The following is a 14,110-nucleotide window of genomic DNA, read 5'->3' as shown; positions in this document are numbered from 1 at the left end:
GTTTACTCCGCTTTGGCGTCTGCTTTCGCCGCGTTGGCCTGATCAGGACCGGCCGGCTTCTTGACGTTGGTGGCATCGCTGACCTTCACCTCGACGCCTGGGCGCACGTACTGCAGCCCTTCGGTGATCAGGCGGTCACCCGGGTTGAGGCCTTCCTCGATCAGCCAGTCGCTACCCAAGGTACGGCTGGCCTTGAGCTGGCGCAGTTCGACCTTGTTCTCCTGGTTGACCACCAGGGCGGTGGGTGCGCCCTTGAGGTCGCGGGTCACGCCTTGTTGCGGTGCCAGGATGGCGTTGGCGTTGACCCCGGCCTTGAGCCGCGCATGCACGAACATGCCTGGCAGCAGGGTGTGATCGGGGTTGGGGAACAGGGCGCGCAGGGTCACCGAGCCGGTGGTCTCGTCCACCGCGACTTCGGAGAATTCCAGGCGACCTTCCTGCTTGAACAGGCTGCCGTCTTCCAGTACCAGCTGAACCGAGGCGGCGTTGTCGCCGGCCTTCTTCAGCTGGCCGCTTTCCAGGTCACGGCGCAGCTTGAGCAGCTCGGCGGTGGACTGGGTAACGTCGACATAAATAGGATCGAGCTGCTGGATGGTGGCCATGGCGTCGGTCTGGCCATTGCTCACCAGTGCACCCTCGGTGAACGAAGAGCGACCGATACGGCCGCTGATTGGCGCCAGAACCTTGGTGTAGCGCAGGTCGATCTGTGCGCTCTTGAGCGAAGCCTCAGCCTGCAATCGTTTGGCATTGGCGTCGTCGTATTCCTGTTTGGAGACGGCCTGTTCGTCAATCAGTTGCTTGTAACGTTCGGCCAGTGAGCGTGTAGCCAGCAGGTTGGCCTTGGCATTGGCCAGGGTGGCTTCGTACACGGCAGGGTCGATCTGATACAACTGCTGGCCTTCCTTGACCTCACTGCCTTCCTTGAACAGGCGCTTGAGGATGATGCCGTTGACCTGCGGGCGCACTTCGGCGACGCGGTAGGCACTGGTTCGCCCCGGCAATTCCGAGGTGAGGGTGAAGGCTTGCGGCTGGATGGTCACGACGCCGACCTGAGGAGCCTGCGCCGCTGGCGCTGCTTCTTCTTTCTTACAGCCACTGAGCAGGGTTGCCAGGGCGACGGCGGAAACCAGAGCGGTAACGGCTGGCTTGAATTGCATGAGGATCCTCGGGTCGCTGGAGCAGGGAGACGCTCAAGAGTAATGGAAGAGATCTTGATCTGGAAAAAATGCTATCCGGTGGATAAATAGCTTGCTAAGGAATATACTTACATTCATGGTTGTTTGTAAATACTGCTGGGTGGTACTCAGGTACAGCCTCAGCGCTTGATTAGCTTATCCGAGAGGCCCCGGCAGAGGTGCCCCCGGAGCGTTCCCCGCACGCGCTGCGCGTTCGGGCCAGATGAGGTTGTACTGCCATGGTCCGTCGAACCAAAGAAGAAGCCCAGGAAACCCGTGCCCAGATCATCGAGGCGGCGGAAAGGGCCTTCTACAAGCGCGGGGTTGCGCGAACCACCCTGGCCGACATCGCCGAACTGGCGGGTGTGACGCGGGGGGCGATCTACTGGCACTTCAACAACAAGGCCGAGCTGGTGCAGGCGTTGCTCGACAGCCTGCACGAGACCCATGACCATTTGGCGCGCGCGAGCGAAAGCGAGGATGAACTCGACCCGCTTGGCTGCATGCGCAAGCTGCTGTTGCAAGTGTTTAACGAGCTGGTGCTCGATGCCCGAACCCGTCGTATCAATGAAATCCTGCATCACAAGTGCGAGTTCACCGATGACATGTGTGAAATTCGCCAGCAGCGCCAGAGTGCGGTGCTGGATTGCCACAAGGGCATCACCCTGGCGCTGGCCAATGCCGTACGCCGGGGCCAGTTGCCTGGCGAGCTGGATGTCGAGCGCGCGGCGGTGGCCATGTTTGCCTATGTCGATGGCCTGATCGGGCGCTGGCTATTGCTGCCTGACAGTGTCGATCTGTTGGGTGATGTCGAAAAATGGGTCGACACCGGGCTGGATATGCTGCGCTTGAGCCCGGCTCTGCGCAAATGACACTTTGTTAAGGATTGTGAGGGAGTGTTTCCCCTTTGTGTTAAGGGGGTATTAAGGGCATGGCCGCCCGCGGCTGTTCGCAGCACAAGGCGGCTCTTGCAGCGAGTGCGTAGCCTTCAGCGGCCGCGCAATTGCCGGTCGGGCAAGGCCAGTGCCGCAAGCAGTCCCAGCACCGCGACGACCGCACTCCCCATCAGCAGCTGCCGGAACGTTTCCAGCAACCGCCCCTGCGTCCCCGGGTCCACCTCTGCGGCCTTCAAGCTCCCCAGCAACGGATTACCCGACAGTTCGAAACCACCCTGATGCAGCAGTGCCAGCAACAAGCTGGACATGCACGCCACGCCCATGGCTCCACCCAACGAACGGAACAGGTTGGTGGTGCTGGTGGCCACGCCGATGTCCTTGCTGGCCACCGCGCTTTGTGTGCCCACCAGTGAGGTCGGGAATTGCAGCCCGCAGGCTATGCCGGTCAGCAGCATGAATAGCGCACTGAGCAACGCTGATTGCGGCGGGGTCAGTGCCATCGCGAAAATGGCCACTGGCATCAGCAGTGCACCGGCCAGGATCTGTGGCTTGTAGCGCCCGGTCCGGCTGGTCATGCGGCCTCCTGTGAAGGCGCCCATGGGCAGCCCCATGGCCAGCGGCAGCAGATGCAGGGCGGCGCTGTCGGCACCGGCGCCGGTAATGCCCTGGTAACGCAGGGGCATGAGCATGGTCAGCGAAATGGACTGGAAGCTGGCGAAGAAGATCACCGCCCAGCACAGCACTGCCACACGGTTGCCGAACAGGCTGAGCGGCAGCAGCGGCTCCGGGCAGCGGCGTTCGTGGGCGATGAATAGCGCCAGGCCCAGCAGGGCGCAGCCGAACAGCGCCAGCACGGCCGGGTCGGCCCAGGCGTGGCCCTGGCCCACCAAGGTGATGCCCAGCAGCAGGCTGCCAAGGCCGAGAATCAACAGCATGGCGCCAAGGTAGTCCACCTGTGCCTCACGACGCTGCACTGGCATGTCGCCGAGCGCACGGCGAATGGCCCACAAGGCGACCAGCCCCAGCGGCAGGTTGATCCAGAACACCCAGCGCCACGACAGGTACTCGGTCAACCAGCCGCCCAGCACTGGCCCGGCCACGCTGGCCGCGGCGTACATGCTGCTGAAGTAGCCCTGGTAGCGGCCGCGTTCGCGCGGGGGCACGAAGTCGCCAATGATTGCCTGGCTCACCGAGACCATCCCGCCTGCGCCGATACCCTGCAGTACCCGGGCCAGCACCAATTGCGGCATGTCCTGGGCCATGGCGCAGGCAATGGAGGCCAGGGTGAACAGGCTGATACCGGTGAGGATCATCCGGCGCCGGCCGTAAAGGTCGCCCAGTTTGCCGTAGATCGGCACGGCCACGGTCATGGCCACCATATAACCGGAGATGACCCAGGCCAGCAGGCCGACATCGCTGAACTGCGCCGAGATGGCGGGCAGCGAGACAGCGACGATGGTCTGGTCCAGTGCGCCGAGGAAGATGGCCAGCATCAGGGCGGTGAGCACGTTGCGCAGGGCGGTGGGGGGCAGGGCGGCGGTCACGGGAATACCTTGTTTTGTCTATGGCGGCCCCTTCGCGGGCAAGCCTGCTCTCACAGAAGCCCTCGGATTGTAACCTGAGTTAGGTAGCTTCCTATGTACTATCTGCATCCCCTATGCAAGATCGGCATTGGCGCATTCATCCAGTGCTGCATGGCTGCGTGATATCGTTGGTATGCCACAGAGGCTGAAATCCGGGGCTTGCACCAGGTTGGTGCAGCATATTGCCGCAGGTTTTTCAGTCCGCTGTCTCCCACACCTTTTATTCCTCTGCCTGCATGTCGAGCATGACCGCCCAGATGGCGACGGTTGGAACAGGTCAGGTAGACCCGATTACAGGGGTCGGTAGTTACCGTTCAAATTTCAACTTTTTTGCGGAGTGATCATGCCCAAGGCTTCCCACCAAGATCTGCGTTTTGCCTTCCGCGAGCTGCTCGCTTCAGGTTCCTGTTTCCACACTGCCTCGGTGTTCGACCCAATGTCGGCACGCATTGCCGCAGACCTGGGCTTCGAAGTCGGTATCCTCGGCGGTTCGGTCGCTTCGTTGCAGGTACTGGCTGCTCCGGACTTCGCTCTGATCACCCTCAGCGAGTTCGTCGAGCAGGCCACCCGCATTGGTCGGGTCGCGCAACTGCCGGTACTGGCCGACGCCGACCACGGCTATGGCAACGCACTGAACGTGATGCGCACGGTGATCGAACTGGAGCGCGCCGGTGTGGCCGCACTGACCATCGAGGACACCCTGCTGCCTGCCCAGTTCGGGCGCAAGTCCACTGACCTGATCCCGGTCGAGGAGGGCGTTGGCAAGATCCGCGCGGCGCTGGAGGCACGAGTCGATTCGTCCCTGTCGATCATTGCCCGTACCAACGCGGGCGTACTCAGCACCGAAGAAATCATCGTGCGTACCCAGAGCTACCAGAAGGCGGGCGCTGATGGCATCTGCATGGTCGGGGTCAAGGACTTCGAGCAGCTTGAGCAGATTGCCGAGCACCTGACCGTGCCGCTGATGCTGGTCACCTATGGCAACCCGAACCTGCGCGATGACGAGCGCCTGGCGCGTTTGGGCGTGCGCATCGTGGTCGATGGCCATGCGGCTTACTTTGCCGCGATCAAGGCCACTTACGACTGCCTGCGGCTGCAGCGTGGTCGGCAGAACAAGTCGGAAAACCTCAGTGCCACCGAGCTCTCGCACACCTACACCCAGCCAGAAGACTACATTCGCTGGGCCAAGGAATACATGAGCGTCGAAGAGTGATCGGCAGGGCGCCGTTCATTCAACGGACGGCGCTCAAGGTTGCACTGTGAGGCACGCAATGTGCCTGCTCGCAGCTATTGGCGACGCTGGGCTGGCTGCGTAGCAGTTCGGCGCGCCAGCAGGCTGAGCCATACAGCGCTGTAACTGCGGTAAGGGCCATGACAAGGGCGACTCTTCTTGACTTGATGCCCATGGTGCTCACCTCCTGTGACAGCGATAGGGGTGTACGCCACTAGTATAGATCCCGATCCCACTCCGGCTCGTCCTTGAAACGCTGTACCAGGAAATCCAGCATGCTGCGCAAGGTCGCCGGCATGTGTTTGCGCGACGTATACACCGCATTAAGGTTCAGTTCACGCGGTTTGGCCTCGGGCAGCAGACGCACCAGTTCACCCCGGCGTATGGCGTCTGCGGCCTGGAAGGTTGGCAGCATGGCGATACCTGCGCCAGCCAGCGCGGCCCTCTGCAGGGTCATCACCTCATTGGCACTGATGTTTCCCGATACGGGGACGGCGACCTGCTGGCCGGCTACCGCGAAATGCCACAAGCTGTGTCCGAAATAGGCATGGGTCAGGCAGTTGTGCAGGCTCAGTTCCTCAACCCGTTGCGGCGTGCCTCGCTCATTCAGGTAGGCCGGTGCCGCGCACACGACCGAGCGGCACACGCTCAGGCGCCGGGCGATGAGGCTGGGGTCCACGTCATTGCTGGTGCGAATGGCCAGGTCGATGCGCTCGTCCACCAGGTTGACAGTGCGGTCGAGCATCTGCAGTTCTACCTTCACGTCAGGGTAGCGCCGCACATAGGCGGCCACTGCATCCACCAGCTGTGCCTGGCCGAATGAGGTACTGACGCTGATACGCAGCGCCCCCCTTGGCGCGTCTTCCGGCTGCTGCACGGCGGCCTGCAGGTCGCCGGCCAGTTCCAGCAGTTGCCGGCAGCGAGGCAGGGTTTCCTGGCCGGCTGCCGTGAGGCTGAGCTTGCGCGTGGTTCGCTGCATCAGCCGCGTGCCAACCCAGTCTTCCAACTCTGCCAGGTAGCGCGACACGACCGGCCGCGATAATTGCAGATAATCCGCCGCCGCCGACTGGCTGCCCAGGTCGATGACTGTGACGAATACACGCATGGCGTTGAGGCGATCCATGATTTGCCCGATTTCAGAAACAAACTATGTCTGAGCATCGCATTTTTTGTGACGAATCGGGTAACTAAGCTGTGCGCATTGTTTGCCGGAAGGCGTTATCCGAAGCCGGCAGACGAGAGCCCTGGCGCTGGCGGCGAAGGTCGCCAAGGGCAGTCATTTCGTTCAACTGATGGAGAGTATTTCATGAGCAAGATCGCAATCATCGGTGCCACTGGCCGCGCTGGCAGCCAGTTGCTGGAAGAGGCCCTGCGCCGTGGTCACCGTGTACTGGCCATTGCCCGCGACCCTTCCACGCTTGAAGGGCGGGAGGGTGTGACCGTCAAGTCGCTGGATGCCACGGATAGCGCGGCCCTGCAAGCAGCCGTCGCAGGTATGGACGCTGTGTTGAGTGCCGCGCATTTCTCGACAATGCAGCCGCACGCCATCATCGAGCCGGTGAAGCGCGCCGGGGTCAAGCGCCTGCTGGTGGTGGGTGGCGCCGGTAGCTTGTTGCTGCCGTCAGGGCATCGGGTGATCGACAGCCCGGATTTCCCGGAGGCGTATAAAGCCGAGGCCAGTGCCGGCGTGCGTTTTCTGGAGGCGCTGCGGCGCGAGCCGAACCTGGACTGGACCTTCCTCTCGCCTTCGGCTGAGTTCGTTGAGGGTGAGCGCAGAGGTCACTATGCGCTGGGCAAGGATCATCTGTTGATCGGTGCGGACGGCAAGAGCTGGATCACGTTTGCCGACTATGCGATTGCCATGCTGGATGAGCTGGAGAAGCCGAAACACTCGCGGCAACGGTTTACAGTCGGCTATTGAGTCGCCTGCGAAAGGGCCGTCACAGGCTGGCCTGGCCTTCCAGCCAGTCCAGCAGTTCCAGCAGCCCGGGCGGCAAGCTCCTGGCCTGGCTCACCAGGTAATACCCCTTGCCTGTCAGCACCTTCAGCGCAAACGGCATGCACAACCGCCCACCGCGCAGGTCATCGCCAATCAGCGACCAGTCACCGATCGCCACCCCAGTCCCCTGCGAGGCCATGGCCATCGCCATGTCGAGTGTCTCGAAATGCTGTTTGGGTCCATGCGTGGCCAGCGTCACTCCAGCCGCCTGCAACCACAACCGCCAGTCGTGTTCATCCCGCGAGGGATGCAGCAGCATGTGCCTGGCCAGGTCTTCCACCTGCTGCAACGGCACTGGCCCTTCTCGCAGTGACGGTGCGCACACCGGGGTCAGCTGCTCATCGAACAGCTTGCGCACCTGCAGCCCGTGGTTCGGCGCATCGCCATAGACCACTGCCGCATCGAAGCCCTCACGACGCAAATCCACCCCGTGCTGCACGGTCGTGGTCAGCTCCACCGGTACGTCCGGGCGCAGTGCCTGCCACTCCATCAGGCGCGGCAGCAGCCAACGCATCACGCAGGTGGGGGCCTTGAGCTGCAGGGTGGTGCTGTGCTCGCCCACCTCGCGCACCCCTTGTTCGATCAGGGCGAACACCTGCTGCACCCGCGGCAACCAGTCCAGGCCTTCACGGGTCAGGCTCAACCCACGCGCCTCGCGCTTGAACAGGGCATAACCGAGGTGTTCTTCGAGGGCTGCAATCTGGCGGCTGACAGCGCCCTGGGTGATGTGCAACTGCTGCCCGGCGCGGGTGAAGTTGCAGTGCTGGGCGGTGACCAGAAACGTGTGCAGGGCAGGCAGGGGCGGGAGACGTTTCATTGCAGTAAGCCATGATCAAAGGACATGGCTAGTATGTGTTTTTTTACATTGTGGCGATAGCCGTGGCTTGGGTCCAATAAGGGCATACCCTAACAAGATTCATGGTGATCCCTGATGGCAACCTGCGGCGAAGTACTGGTCAAACTCCTTGAAGGCTATGGCGTCGATCATGTCTTCGGCATCCCCGGTGTGCATACCGTGGAGCTCTATCGTGGCCTGGCGGGCTCTTCCATTCGCCACATCACCCCGCGTCATGAGCAAGGTGCCGGGTTCATGGCTGACGGCTATGCGCGCACCCGCGGCAAACCCGGGGTATGCTTCATCATCACTGGCCCGGGCATGACCAATATCACCACTGCCATGGGCCAGGCCTATGCCGACTCGATCCCGATGCTGGTGATTTCCAGCGTGCAGTCCCGTGACCAACTGGGCGGTGGCCGTGGCAAGTTGCACGAGCTGCCCAACCAAACCGCGCTGGTATCGGGGGTGGCGGCGTATTCCCACACCTTGATGAGTGCAGCCGACTTGCCGCAGGTGCTGGCCCGGGCATTTGCCGTGTTCGACAGTGCCCGGCCACGCCCGGTGCATATCGAAATCCCGCTCGATGTGCTGGTTGAGCCGGCCGACTTCCTGCTGCCGGGACGCCCTGTACGGGGTAGTCGGGCAGGGGCTGCACCGCAGGCCGTGGCGCAGATGGCTGAACGACTGGCCAGTGCACGTCGGCCGCTGATTCTGGCCGGTGGCGGGGCGTTGGCTGCGGGCGCTGCGTTGGCACGCCTGGCCGAACACCTTCAGGCCCCGGTGGCGTTGACCATCAATGCCAAAGGCTTGCTGCCAGCCAGCCACCCATTGCAGATCGGCTCGACCCAGTCGTTACCCGCCACACGGGCGCTGGTGGCCGAGGCCGACGTGGTGCTGGCGATCGGCACCGAACTGGCCGAAACCGATTATGACGTGACCTTCAAGGGTGGCTTCGAGATCCCGGGCAGTCTGCTGCGCATTGACATCGACCCGGACCAGACCGTGCGTAATTATCTGCCGGAGCTGGCGCTGGTGGCCGATGCCAAGCTGGCAGCCGAAGCGCTGCTCGGTGCCTTGCAAGCTCAGCCGCAGCCAGTGCACGAAAGCACTTGGGGCGTGGCCCGCGTGGCCGACCTGCGCAAGGTCCTGGCGGCAGACTGGGACCAGCCCACCCTGAGCCAGACGCGTTTGCTGAGCGCCATACTGGAGCGCCTGCCTAATGCGATTCTGGTGGGTGACTCGACCCAACCTGTGTACACCGGCAACCTGACACTCGACATGGAGCAGCCACGCCGCTGGTTCAACGCCTCGACCGGTTACGGTACCTTGGGTTACGCGTTGCCAGCAGCCATGGGCGCCTGGTTGGGCAGTGCCGAGCAAGCCGTCGAACGCGCTCCGGCGGTGTGCCTGATTGGTGATGGTGGTTTGCAGTTCACCCTGCCGGAACTGGCCAGTGCAGTGGAGGCGCAGGTACCGCTGATCGTGCTGCTGTGGAATAACCAGGGGTACGAGGAAATCAAGAAATACATGGTCAATCGGGCGATCGAGCCAGTCGGGGTGGATATCCATACCCCGGATTTCATCGGCGTGGCGCGGGCGTTGGGCGCAACAGCAGAGAACGTGGCCGATATCGCCCAATTGCAGGCCGCGCTCGGGCAAGCGGTGGAGCGCAAGGGGCCGACCTTGATTCAGGTGGACCAGAATCAGTGGCAGGCCGCGGTATTGGGTTGAAGCATTGCGATTGCCTGTATCGGCCTCTCGCGCCTGCAGGCAGCGCGCAATTTTCGCATCTGTGCAAAAACCTGTAGGAGCGGGTTTACCCGCGAAAGCGCCGGTGCAGGCGAATGTCGAGCTTCAGACCGCAGTAGCCCGCAACCGAGCCACATCGCGAATCGGCGGCGCGCCGTAAAGCCGGCTGTATTCACGGCTGAACTGCGACGGGCTTTCATAACCCACCCGATAAGCCGCCACCGCCGCCTCCAGCCCGTCGTTCAACATCAGCCGCCGCGCCTCCTGCAGGCGCAGCTGCTTCTGGTACTGAAGCGGGCTCATCGAGGTCACGGCCTTGAAGCGGTGGTGCAAGGTCGAGGTGCTGAGGTTGACCTCACGGGCCAGGTCCTCGATACGCAGCGGCTGTTGGAAGTTGTTGTTGAGCCAAGTGATGGCCTGGCAAACCCGGTGGGTCTGGCTGTTGGCCAAGGCAATTTCATACAGCCGGTAACCCTGCGGCCCACGCAGCAGGCGGTAGAGAATCTCGCGGCGGAACAGCGGCGCCAGCATTGCGATGTCGCGGGGGGTGTCCAGCAGCCGCAGCAACCGCAGCAGGGCATCGAGTAACGCGGCATCTGTCCTTTCCACATACAAACCACGGCCGGAAGGTCGATTGGGTACCAGCATTGGCCCGCTCTCGGCGATCAGTTGGCTGATCTCCGCCGGGTCCAGGTCCATGCGCAGGCCCAGGCTTGGGTTCTCGGGGCTGGCATCCAGCCTCACGGCGCTGAGTGGCAAGGTCACCGAAACGACCATGTAATGCAGTGGGTCGTAGGCGTACTGCTCGTCACCCAGGAACAGGCTTTTGCTGCCCTGGGCAAGGATGCACAGGGCAGGCTGCGCCAGGGTGGGTACAGAACGTACATTTTCGGTGTAACGCACCAGGTACAGGTCATCGATGGCCGATGCTGGACCAAAGGGCTCGCCCGCATGGCGGTTGATCAGCTCGGCCAGCTCCAGGCGCTGCAGTTCCAGGGTCGGTTCGGTGGACGTGGCGGTGGTCATGATGGCTTTCCTCTGATGACCGACGCAGCATAGGTTTGGGCAAAGACGGGCGCTAGTCGAAAGCTGCATGTGGATTGCCTGATCCTGCCGCGCTGCAGGATCAGGCAATCGACATGCAGTAATGGCCTAACGCGCCGCGCGGGTGAGCGCCTAACCTTGGCAGCCTGGCTTTTCCGTCCGCCTGCTTCAAGGAGATTGTGCAATGACCCTTAAACAACCGGTCACCCACCTTGCTTTCATCCGTGCCAGCAGCGGGCGCTCGGCAGAGCTGGGCGCGCGCCTGCGTGACCTGCTCGAGCCCTCGCTGCGTACACCGGGTTGCCTGAGTTTTACCGTGCAGCGTTCTCAGGCTGATGCTGACCTGTGGTTGCTCAGCGGAAGCTGGCAGGACCAGCAGGCGATGAGTGGTTACTTTGCTTCGCCGACACTGGAGGTGTTCGGTGAGCTGGTGCAGGCTCAGGTGGTCAGCAGCCTGGACTTGCATACCTTCGACTGAGCGTGGATGAGGTAAAGTGACGCTCTTGTTCAACAACCCGGACAGCAACATGGCACGTAGGGAATTCACTCATTTCGAAGCGGTATCGGCGATGGTGCCGGTGGAAGGTGGCGGCTATCACGCGGCCATCGCGGTCAAAGCCTTGGGCATGGGCGGCGCGCCGCGCTTTCACAAGGTTCTCGACGGGCAGGTGTTCAAGGGCGCCGTGGCCGCCGACGAGGCGGCCACCGCCGAGCTGCAACGCCTGCAGGGCGTCAGCGAAGAGGGTGAGCTGGTCTGGTGATCAGGCCGGCGGCCGGGCCATCTTGAACAGGTTGCCCAGCTCGAAATAATCCGCCGGGCCACCCCCACGCAGGATCGGCTCGGCGGCAGCGGTATCGTAGATGCCGTTGTTCAACAGGTGCTCGGCAATGTGCACCGCCACCACTTCTCCAAGGATCAGCCAGCTGGGCACCTGTTCCTGGTCGGCCCGCTTGAGCTGGACGATCTGGCTGACCTTGCACTCGAAGGCTACCGGCGTTTCACCCACGCGCGGCACCTTGACGATGCTAGACGGTGCGGCAGTGAGGCCGCTCAATTCGAATTCGTTCACTTCGGCAGCGACCGGTGCGCAGCTCAGGTTCATTTGCTCGGCCAGTGGGCGGGTGGCCAGGTTCCAGACGAACTCACCGGTCTGCTCGATGTTGTTCAGGCTGTCTTTGCGCCCGACGCTGCAGAAACCGATGATCGGCGGGATGTAGTTGAACGCATTGAAGAAGCTGTAAGGCGCCAGGTTCAGGCGGCCTTCGCGGTCCTGAGAGGAGATCCAGCCGATCGGGCGGGGACCGACGATGGCATTGAACGGGTCGTGCGGCAGGCCGTGGCCTTTGGCGGGTTCGTAGTAATACATCTGTGCTGGGCTTGTTGGCCCTACCTCCTGGTGGACAAGGTGCCTAGTGTGCCAAGCCTGAGCTCGCCTGCAAATGATCAAGCCCGGCCGAAGCCGGGCTGGGTGCTCGCAATCAGGTATCAGCTGATGCGGTGCGCGTTGGTGCGGTCGAAGCCGTCTTCAGCGAAGCGTTGGCCACCGGTGCGGTCGAAGCCGTCTTCAGCGAAGCGTTGGCCACCGGTGCGGTCGAAGCCGTCTTCAGCGAAGCGTTGGCCACCGGTGCGGTCGAAGCCGTCTTCGGCGAAGCGCTGGCCGCCGGTGCGGTCGAAGCCGTCTTCAGCGAAGCGTTGGCCACCGGTGCGGTCGAAGCCGTCTTCGGCGAAGCGTTGGCCGCCGGTGCGGTCGAAGCCGTCTTCAGCGTAGCGGGGCGACTGGGTTTGAACTGCGGCAAAGGTGTGAGCGTCGGTCCGGTCGAAGCCATCTTCGGCGAAGGCGCCAGCTGCGAAAACCGAGAGGGCCAGGGTAAGGATCAGTTTGTTTTTCATGGTCGTTGCTCCAGGGGTTTGTGAGTTGTTTGTTTCTATGGGTTTAATCCTACGCCGAATAATTTGATTAAAAAGCGCAAAAAATAGTGCTAAATAATCCATTTATTCGATGTATTTGGGCGCGTATGTCGTGCTTCAGGCCGCAAGGCTGGCTTGGGAGCGTTCGCGCGGGCGCCAACGTTCTGCCAGCCATTGCAGCTTGATAAGGTGGAATTAATAGGGCGTTAAGAAGGAAAAGTCTGAATAGAAAAGGGGCGCTCCATGCAATGGAGCGCCCCTTTTAGTACTGCCAGGCCAGCGTTACTCAGTGGTAATCCGCGAGTGCTGCTTGGTGTCTTTCATGGTCGCGTAAACCAGCAGCGAGCAGGCGATACAGGCGGTGACGTACCAGTAGAAGCCGCTCTCCATCCCGGCGCTCTTGAACCACAGGGCCACGTATTCGGCGGTGCCCCCGAAGATCGACACCGTCAGGGCATACGGCAGGCCAACGCCCAGGGCGCGAATCTCGGTAGGGAACAGCTCGGCTTTGACCACGGCGTTGATCGAGGTATAGCCGCTTACGATGATCAGTGCGGCCATGATCAGGAAGAACGCACCCCACCAGGTCTGGATGGTGTGCAGGGTGCTGAGGATGGGGACGGTGAACAGGGTGCCGAGCACACCGAAAGCGATCAGGATCGGACGGCGGCCAATCTTGTCGGACAGACCACCGATCACCGGCTGCAGGCACATGAACAGGAACAGCGTGGCGGCCGAGATGGTGGTCGAGTCACTGATGCTCATGCCCACGGTGTTGACCAGGTATTTCTGCATGTAGGTGGTGTAGGTGTAGAAGGCCAGGGTGCCGCCCATGGTCAGACCGACGACGGTCATCAGCTCCTTGGGGTGACGCAGCAGGGTGCGCATCAGGCTTTCCTTGGCCTTTTCCTTCTTGGTGAACGAGGCGGTTTCTTCCATGCCGCGACGCAGGTACAGGGCCACCACGGCGCACAGCGCACCGATCACGAACGGCACGCGCCAGCCCCAGGCGTACAGCTGCTCGGTGGTCAGGGTCTGTTGCAGGACGATCAGTACCGCCAGGGCGATGAGCTGGCCGGAGATCAGGGTCACGTACTGGAAGCTGGAGAAGAAACCACGGCGCTCCTTGCTGGCCATTTCGCTGAGGTAGGTGGCCGAGGTGCCGTATTCACCACCCACCGACAGGCCCTGCAGCAGGCGCGCGATGACCAGCAGGACAGGTGCGGCGACGCCGATGGTTTCGTAACCCGGGGTCAGGGCGATGACCAGCGAGCCTGCGCACATGAGCAGGACCGACGCCATCAGCGCGGCCTTGCGGCCCTTGCGGTCGGCGTACAGGCCCATCAGCCAGCCACCGATCGGGCGCATCAGGAAGCCCACGGCGAAGATCGCGGCGGTATTGAGCAGTTGTGCGGTGGAGTCGCCGGCGGGGAAGAAGGCCTTGGCGAAGTACAGCGAGAATGCGGCGTAGACGTACCAGTCGTACCATTCGACCATGTTGCCGATGGACCCGCTGAAAATCGACTTCAGGCGGCTGGCGGTGGTTTTTTCTGCGGCAGGCGCGGTGGCCGCCCCGGCAGGCAGGGAGGTGGCGTTATCCATCAGGGATACCTTCTCGTTGTTTTTGTGGAGCGCGCCGTGGCGCAGCTTGCCAAGGCAATTGCAGAAGGTGTGCCAAATGGGTGC

Annotated in this window: 14 protein-coding genes; 6 read left to right on the top strand and 8 right to left on the bottom strand. The window is 62.4% G+C overall.

Annotation, left to right across the window (positions count from 1 at the left end; all coding sequences use genetic code 11):
• Window positions 1–2: 2 nt before the first annotated feature.
• Complete coding sequence (gene ttgA, locus ACF8O8_RS06425; protein WP_003251957.1) at window positions 3–1,157, bottom strand: toluene efflux RND transporter periplasmic adaptor subunit TtgA; 1,155 nt, start codon at window positions 1,155–1,157, stop codon at window positions 3–5.
• Window positions 1,158–1,414: 257 nt separating this feature from the next.
• On the opposite strand from ttgA, the gene ttgR reads away from it, so the two are divergent.
• A complete protein-coding gene (ttgR, locus tag ACF8O8_RS06420; RefSeq protein WP_010952495.1) occupies window positions 1,415–2,047 on the top strand; it encodes an efflux transport transcriptional regulator TtgR in 633 nt (210 codons plus the stop codon).
• 116 nt (window positions 2,048–2,163) lie between these two features.
• Here ttgR and ACF8O8_RS06415 read toward each other — a convergent pair whose 3' ends face one another.
• The gene (locus tag ACF8O8_RS06415) at window positions 2,164–3,615 is read right to left on the bottom strand and encodes an MDR family MFS transporter (RefSeq protein ID WP_392509403.1); all 1,452 of its coding nucleotides are present in this window, start codon (window positions 3,613–3,615) and stop codon (window positions 2,164–2,166) included.
• Between the two features lie 382 nt (window positions 3,616–3,997).
• Between ACF8O8_RS06415 and ACF8O8_RS06410 the strand changes: the two genes are divergently transcribed.
• The gene (locus ACF8O8_RS06410) at window positions 3,998–4,867 is read left to right on the top strand and encodes an oxaloacetate decarboxylase (RefSeq protein WP_003251963.1); all 870 of its coding nucleotides are present in this window, start codon (window positions 3,998–4,000) and stop codon (window positions 4,865–4,867) included.
• Between the two features lie 232 nt (window positions 4,868–5,099).
• Here the strand turns inward: ACF8O8_RS06410 and ACF8O8_RS06405 are convergent, their stop codons facing one another.
• A complete protein-coding gene (locus ACF8O8_RS06405) occupies window positions 5,100–6,008 on the bottom strand; it encodes a LysR family transcriptional regulator (protein ID WP_392509402.1) in 909 nt (302 codons plus the stop codon).
• 183 nt (window positions 6,009–6,191) lie between these two features.
• Between ACF8O8_RS06405 and ACF8O8_RS06400 the strand changes: the two genes are divergently transcribed.
• Window positions 6,192–6,806 carry an NAD(P)-dependent oxidoreductase gene (locus tag ACF8O8_RS06400; RefSeq protein WP_064491132.1) on the top strand — a complete coding sequence of 205 codons (615 nt, stop codon included), beginning with the start codon at window positions 6,192–6,194 and terminating at the stop codon, window positions 6,804–6,806.
• Between the two features lie 19 nt (window positions 6,807–6,825).
• Here ACF8O8_RS06400 and ACF8O8_RS06395 read toward each other — a convergent pair whose 3' ends face one another.
• Entirely contained in the window at window positions 6,826–7,701 is an 876-nt protein-coding gene (locus tag ACF8O8_RS06395; protein ID WP_014592244.1) for a LysR substrate-binding domain-containing protein, read from the bottom strand.
• 114 nt (window positions 7,702–7,815) lie between these two features.
• On the opposite strand from ACF8O8_RS06395, the gene ACF8O8_RS06390 reads away from it, so the two are divergent.
• Entirely contained in the window at window positions 7,816–9,453 is a 1,638-nt protein-coding gene (locus tag ACF8O8_RS06390) for a 5-guanidino-2-oxopentanoate decarboxylase (protein WP_392509401.1), read from the top strand.
• Between the two features lie 123 nt (window positions 9,454–9,576).
• Here the strand turns inward: ACF8O8_RS06390 and ACF8O8_RS06385 are convergent, their stop codons facing one another.
• Window positions 9,577–10,497: an AraC family transcriptional regulator gene (locus tag ACF8O8_RS06385; RefSeq protein ID WP_010952503.1), complete on the bottom strand. Its 921-nt coding sequence runs from the start codon at window positions 10,495–10,497 to the stop codon at window positions 9,577–9,579.
• Window positions 10,498–10,699: 202 nt separating this feature from the next.
• Here ACF8O8_RS06385 and ACF8O8_RS06380 point away from each other — a divergent pair, with 202 nt between their 5' ends.
• Window positions 10,700–10,993, top strand: coding sequence for a putative quinol monooxygenase (locus tag ACF8O8_RS06380; RefSeq protein WP_010952504.1), 294 nt, complete (start codon window positions 10,700–10,702; stop codon window positions 10,991–10,993).
• Between the two features lie 16 nt (window positions 10,994–11,009).
• A complete protein-coding gene (locus tag ACF8O8_RS06375; RefSeq protein WP_010952505.1) occupies window positions 11,010–11,276 on the top strand; it encodes a hypothetical protein in 267 nt (88 codons plus the stop codon).
• Here ACF8O8_RS06375 and ACF8O8_RS06370 read toward each other — a convergent pair whose 3' ends face one another.
• From ACF8O8_RS06370 to ACF8O8_RS06360, 3 genes are all read right to left on the bottom strand, one after another.
• Window positions 11,277–11,882, bottom strand: coding sequence for a flavin reductase family protein (locus ACF8O8_RS06370; protein ID WP_010952506.1), 606 nt, complete (start codon window positions 11,880–11,882; stop codon window positions 11,277–11,279). It lies immediately after the preceding gene.
• 119 nt (window positions 11,883–12,001) lie between these two features.
• The gene (locus tag ACF8O8_RS06365; RefSeq protein ID WP_049587354.1) at window positions 12,002–12,406 is read right to left on the bottom strand and encodes a hypothetical protein; all 405 of its coding nucleotides are present in this window, start codon (window positions 12,404–12,406) and stop codon (window positions 12,002–12,004) included.
• Window positions 12,407–12,706: 300 nt separating this feature from the next.
• Window positions 12,707–14,026, bottom strand: coding sequence for an MFS transporter (locus ACF8O8_RS06360; RefSeq protein WP_003251986.1), 1,320 nt, complete (start codon window positions 14,024–14,026; stop codon window positions 12,707–12,709).
• Window positions 14,027–14,110: the final 84 nt, after the last annotated feature.

The organism is Pseudomonas sp. TYF_14 (assembly GCF_043105275.1).
Taxonomy (GTDB): domain Bacteria; phylum Pseudomonadota; class Gammaproteobacteria; order Pseudomonadales; family Pseudomonadaceae; genus Aquipseudomonas; species Aquipseudomonas alloputida.
Note: the sequence above shows the minus strand (reverse complement) of the source record. Positions and strands in the feature narration are given on the sequence as shown.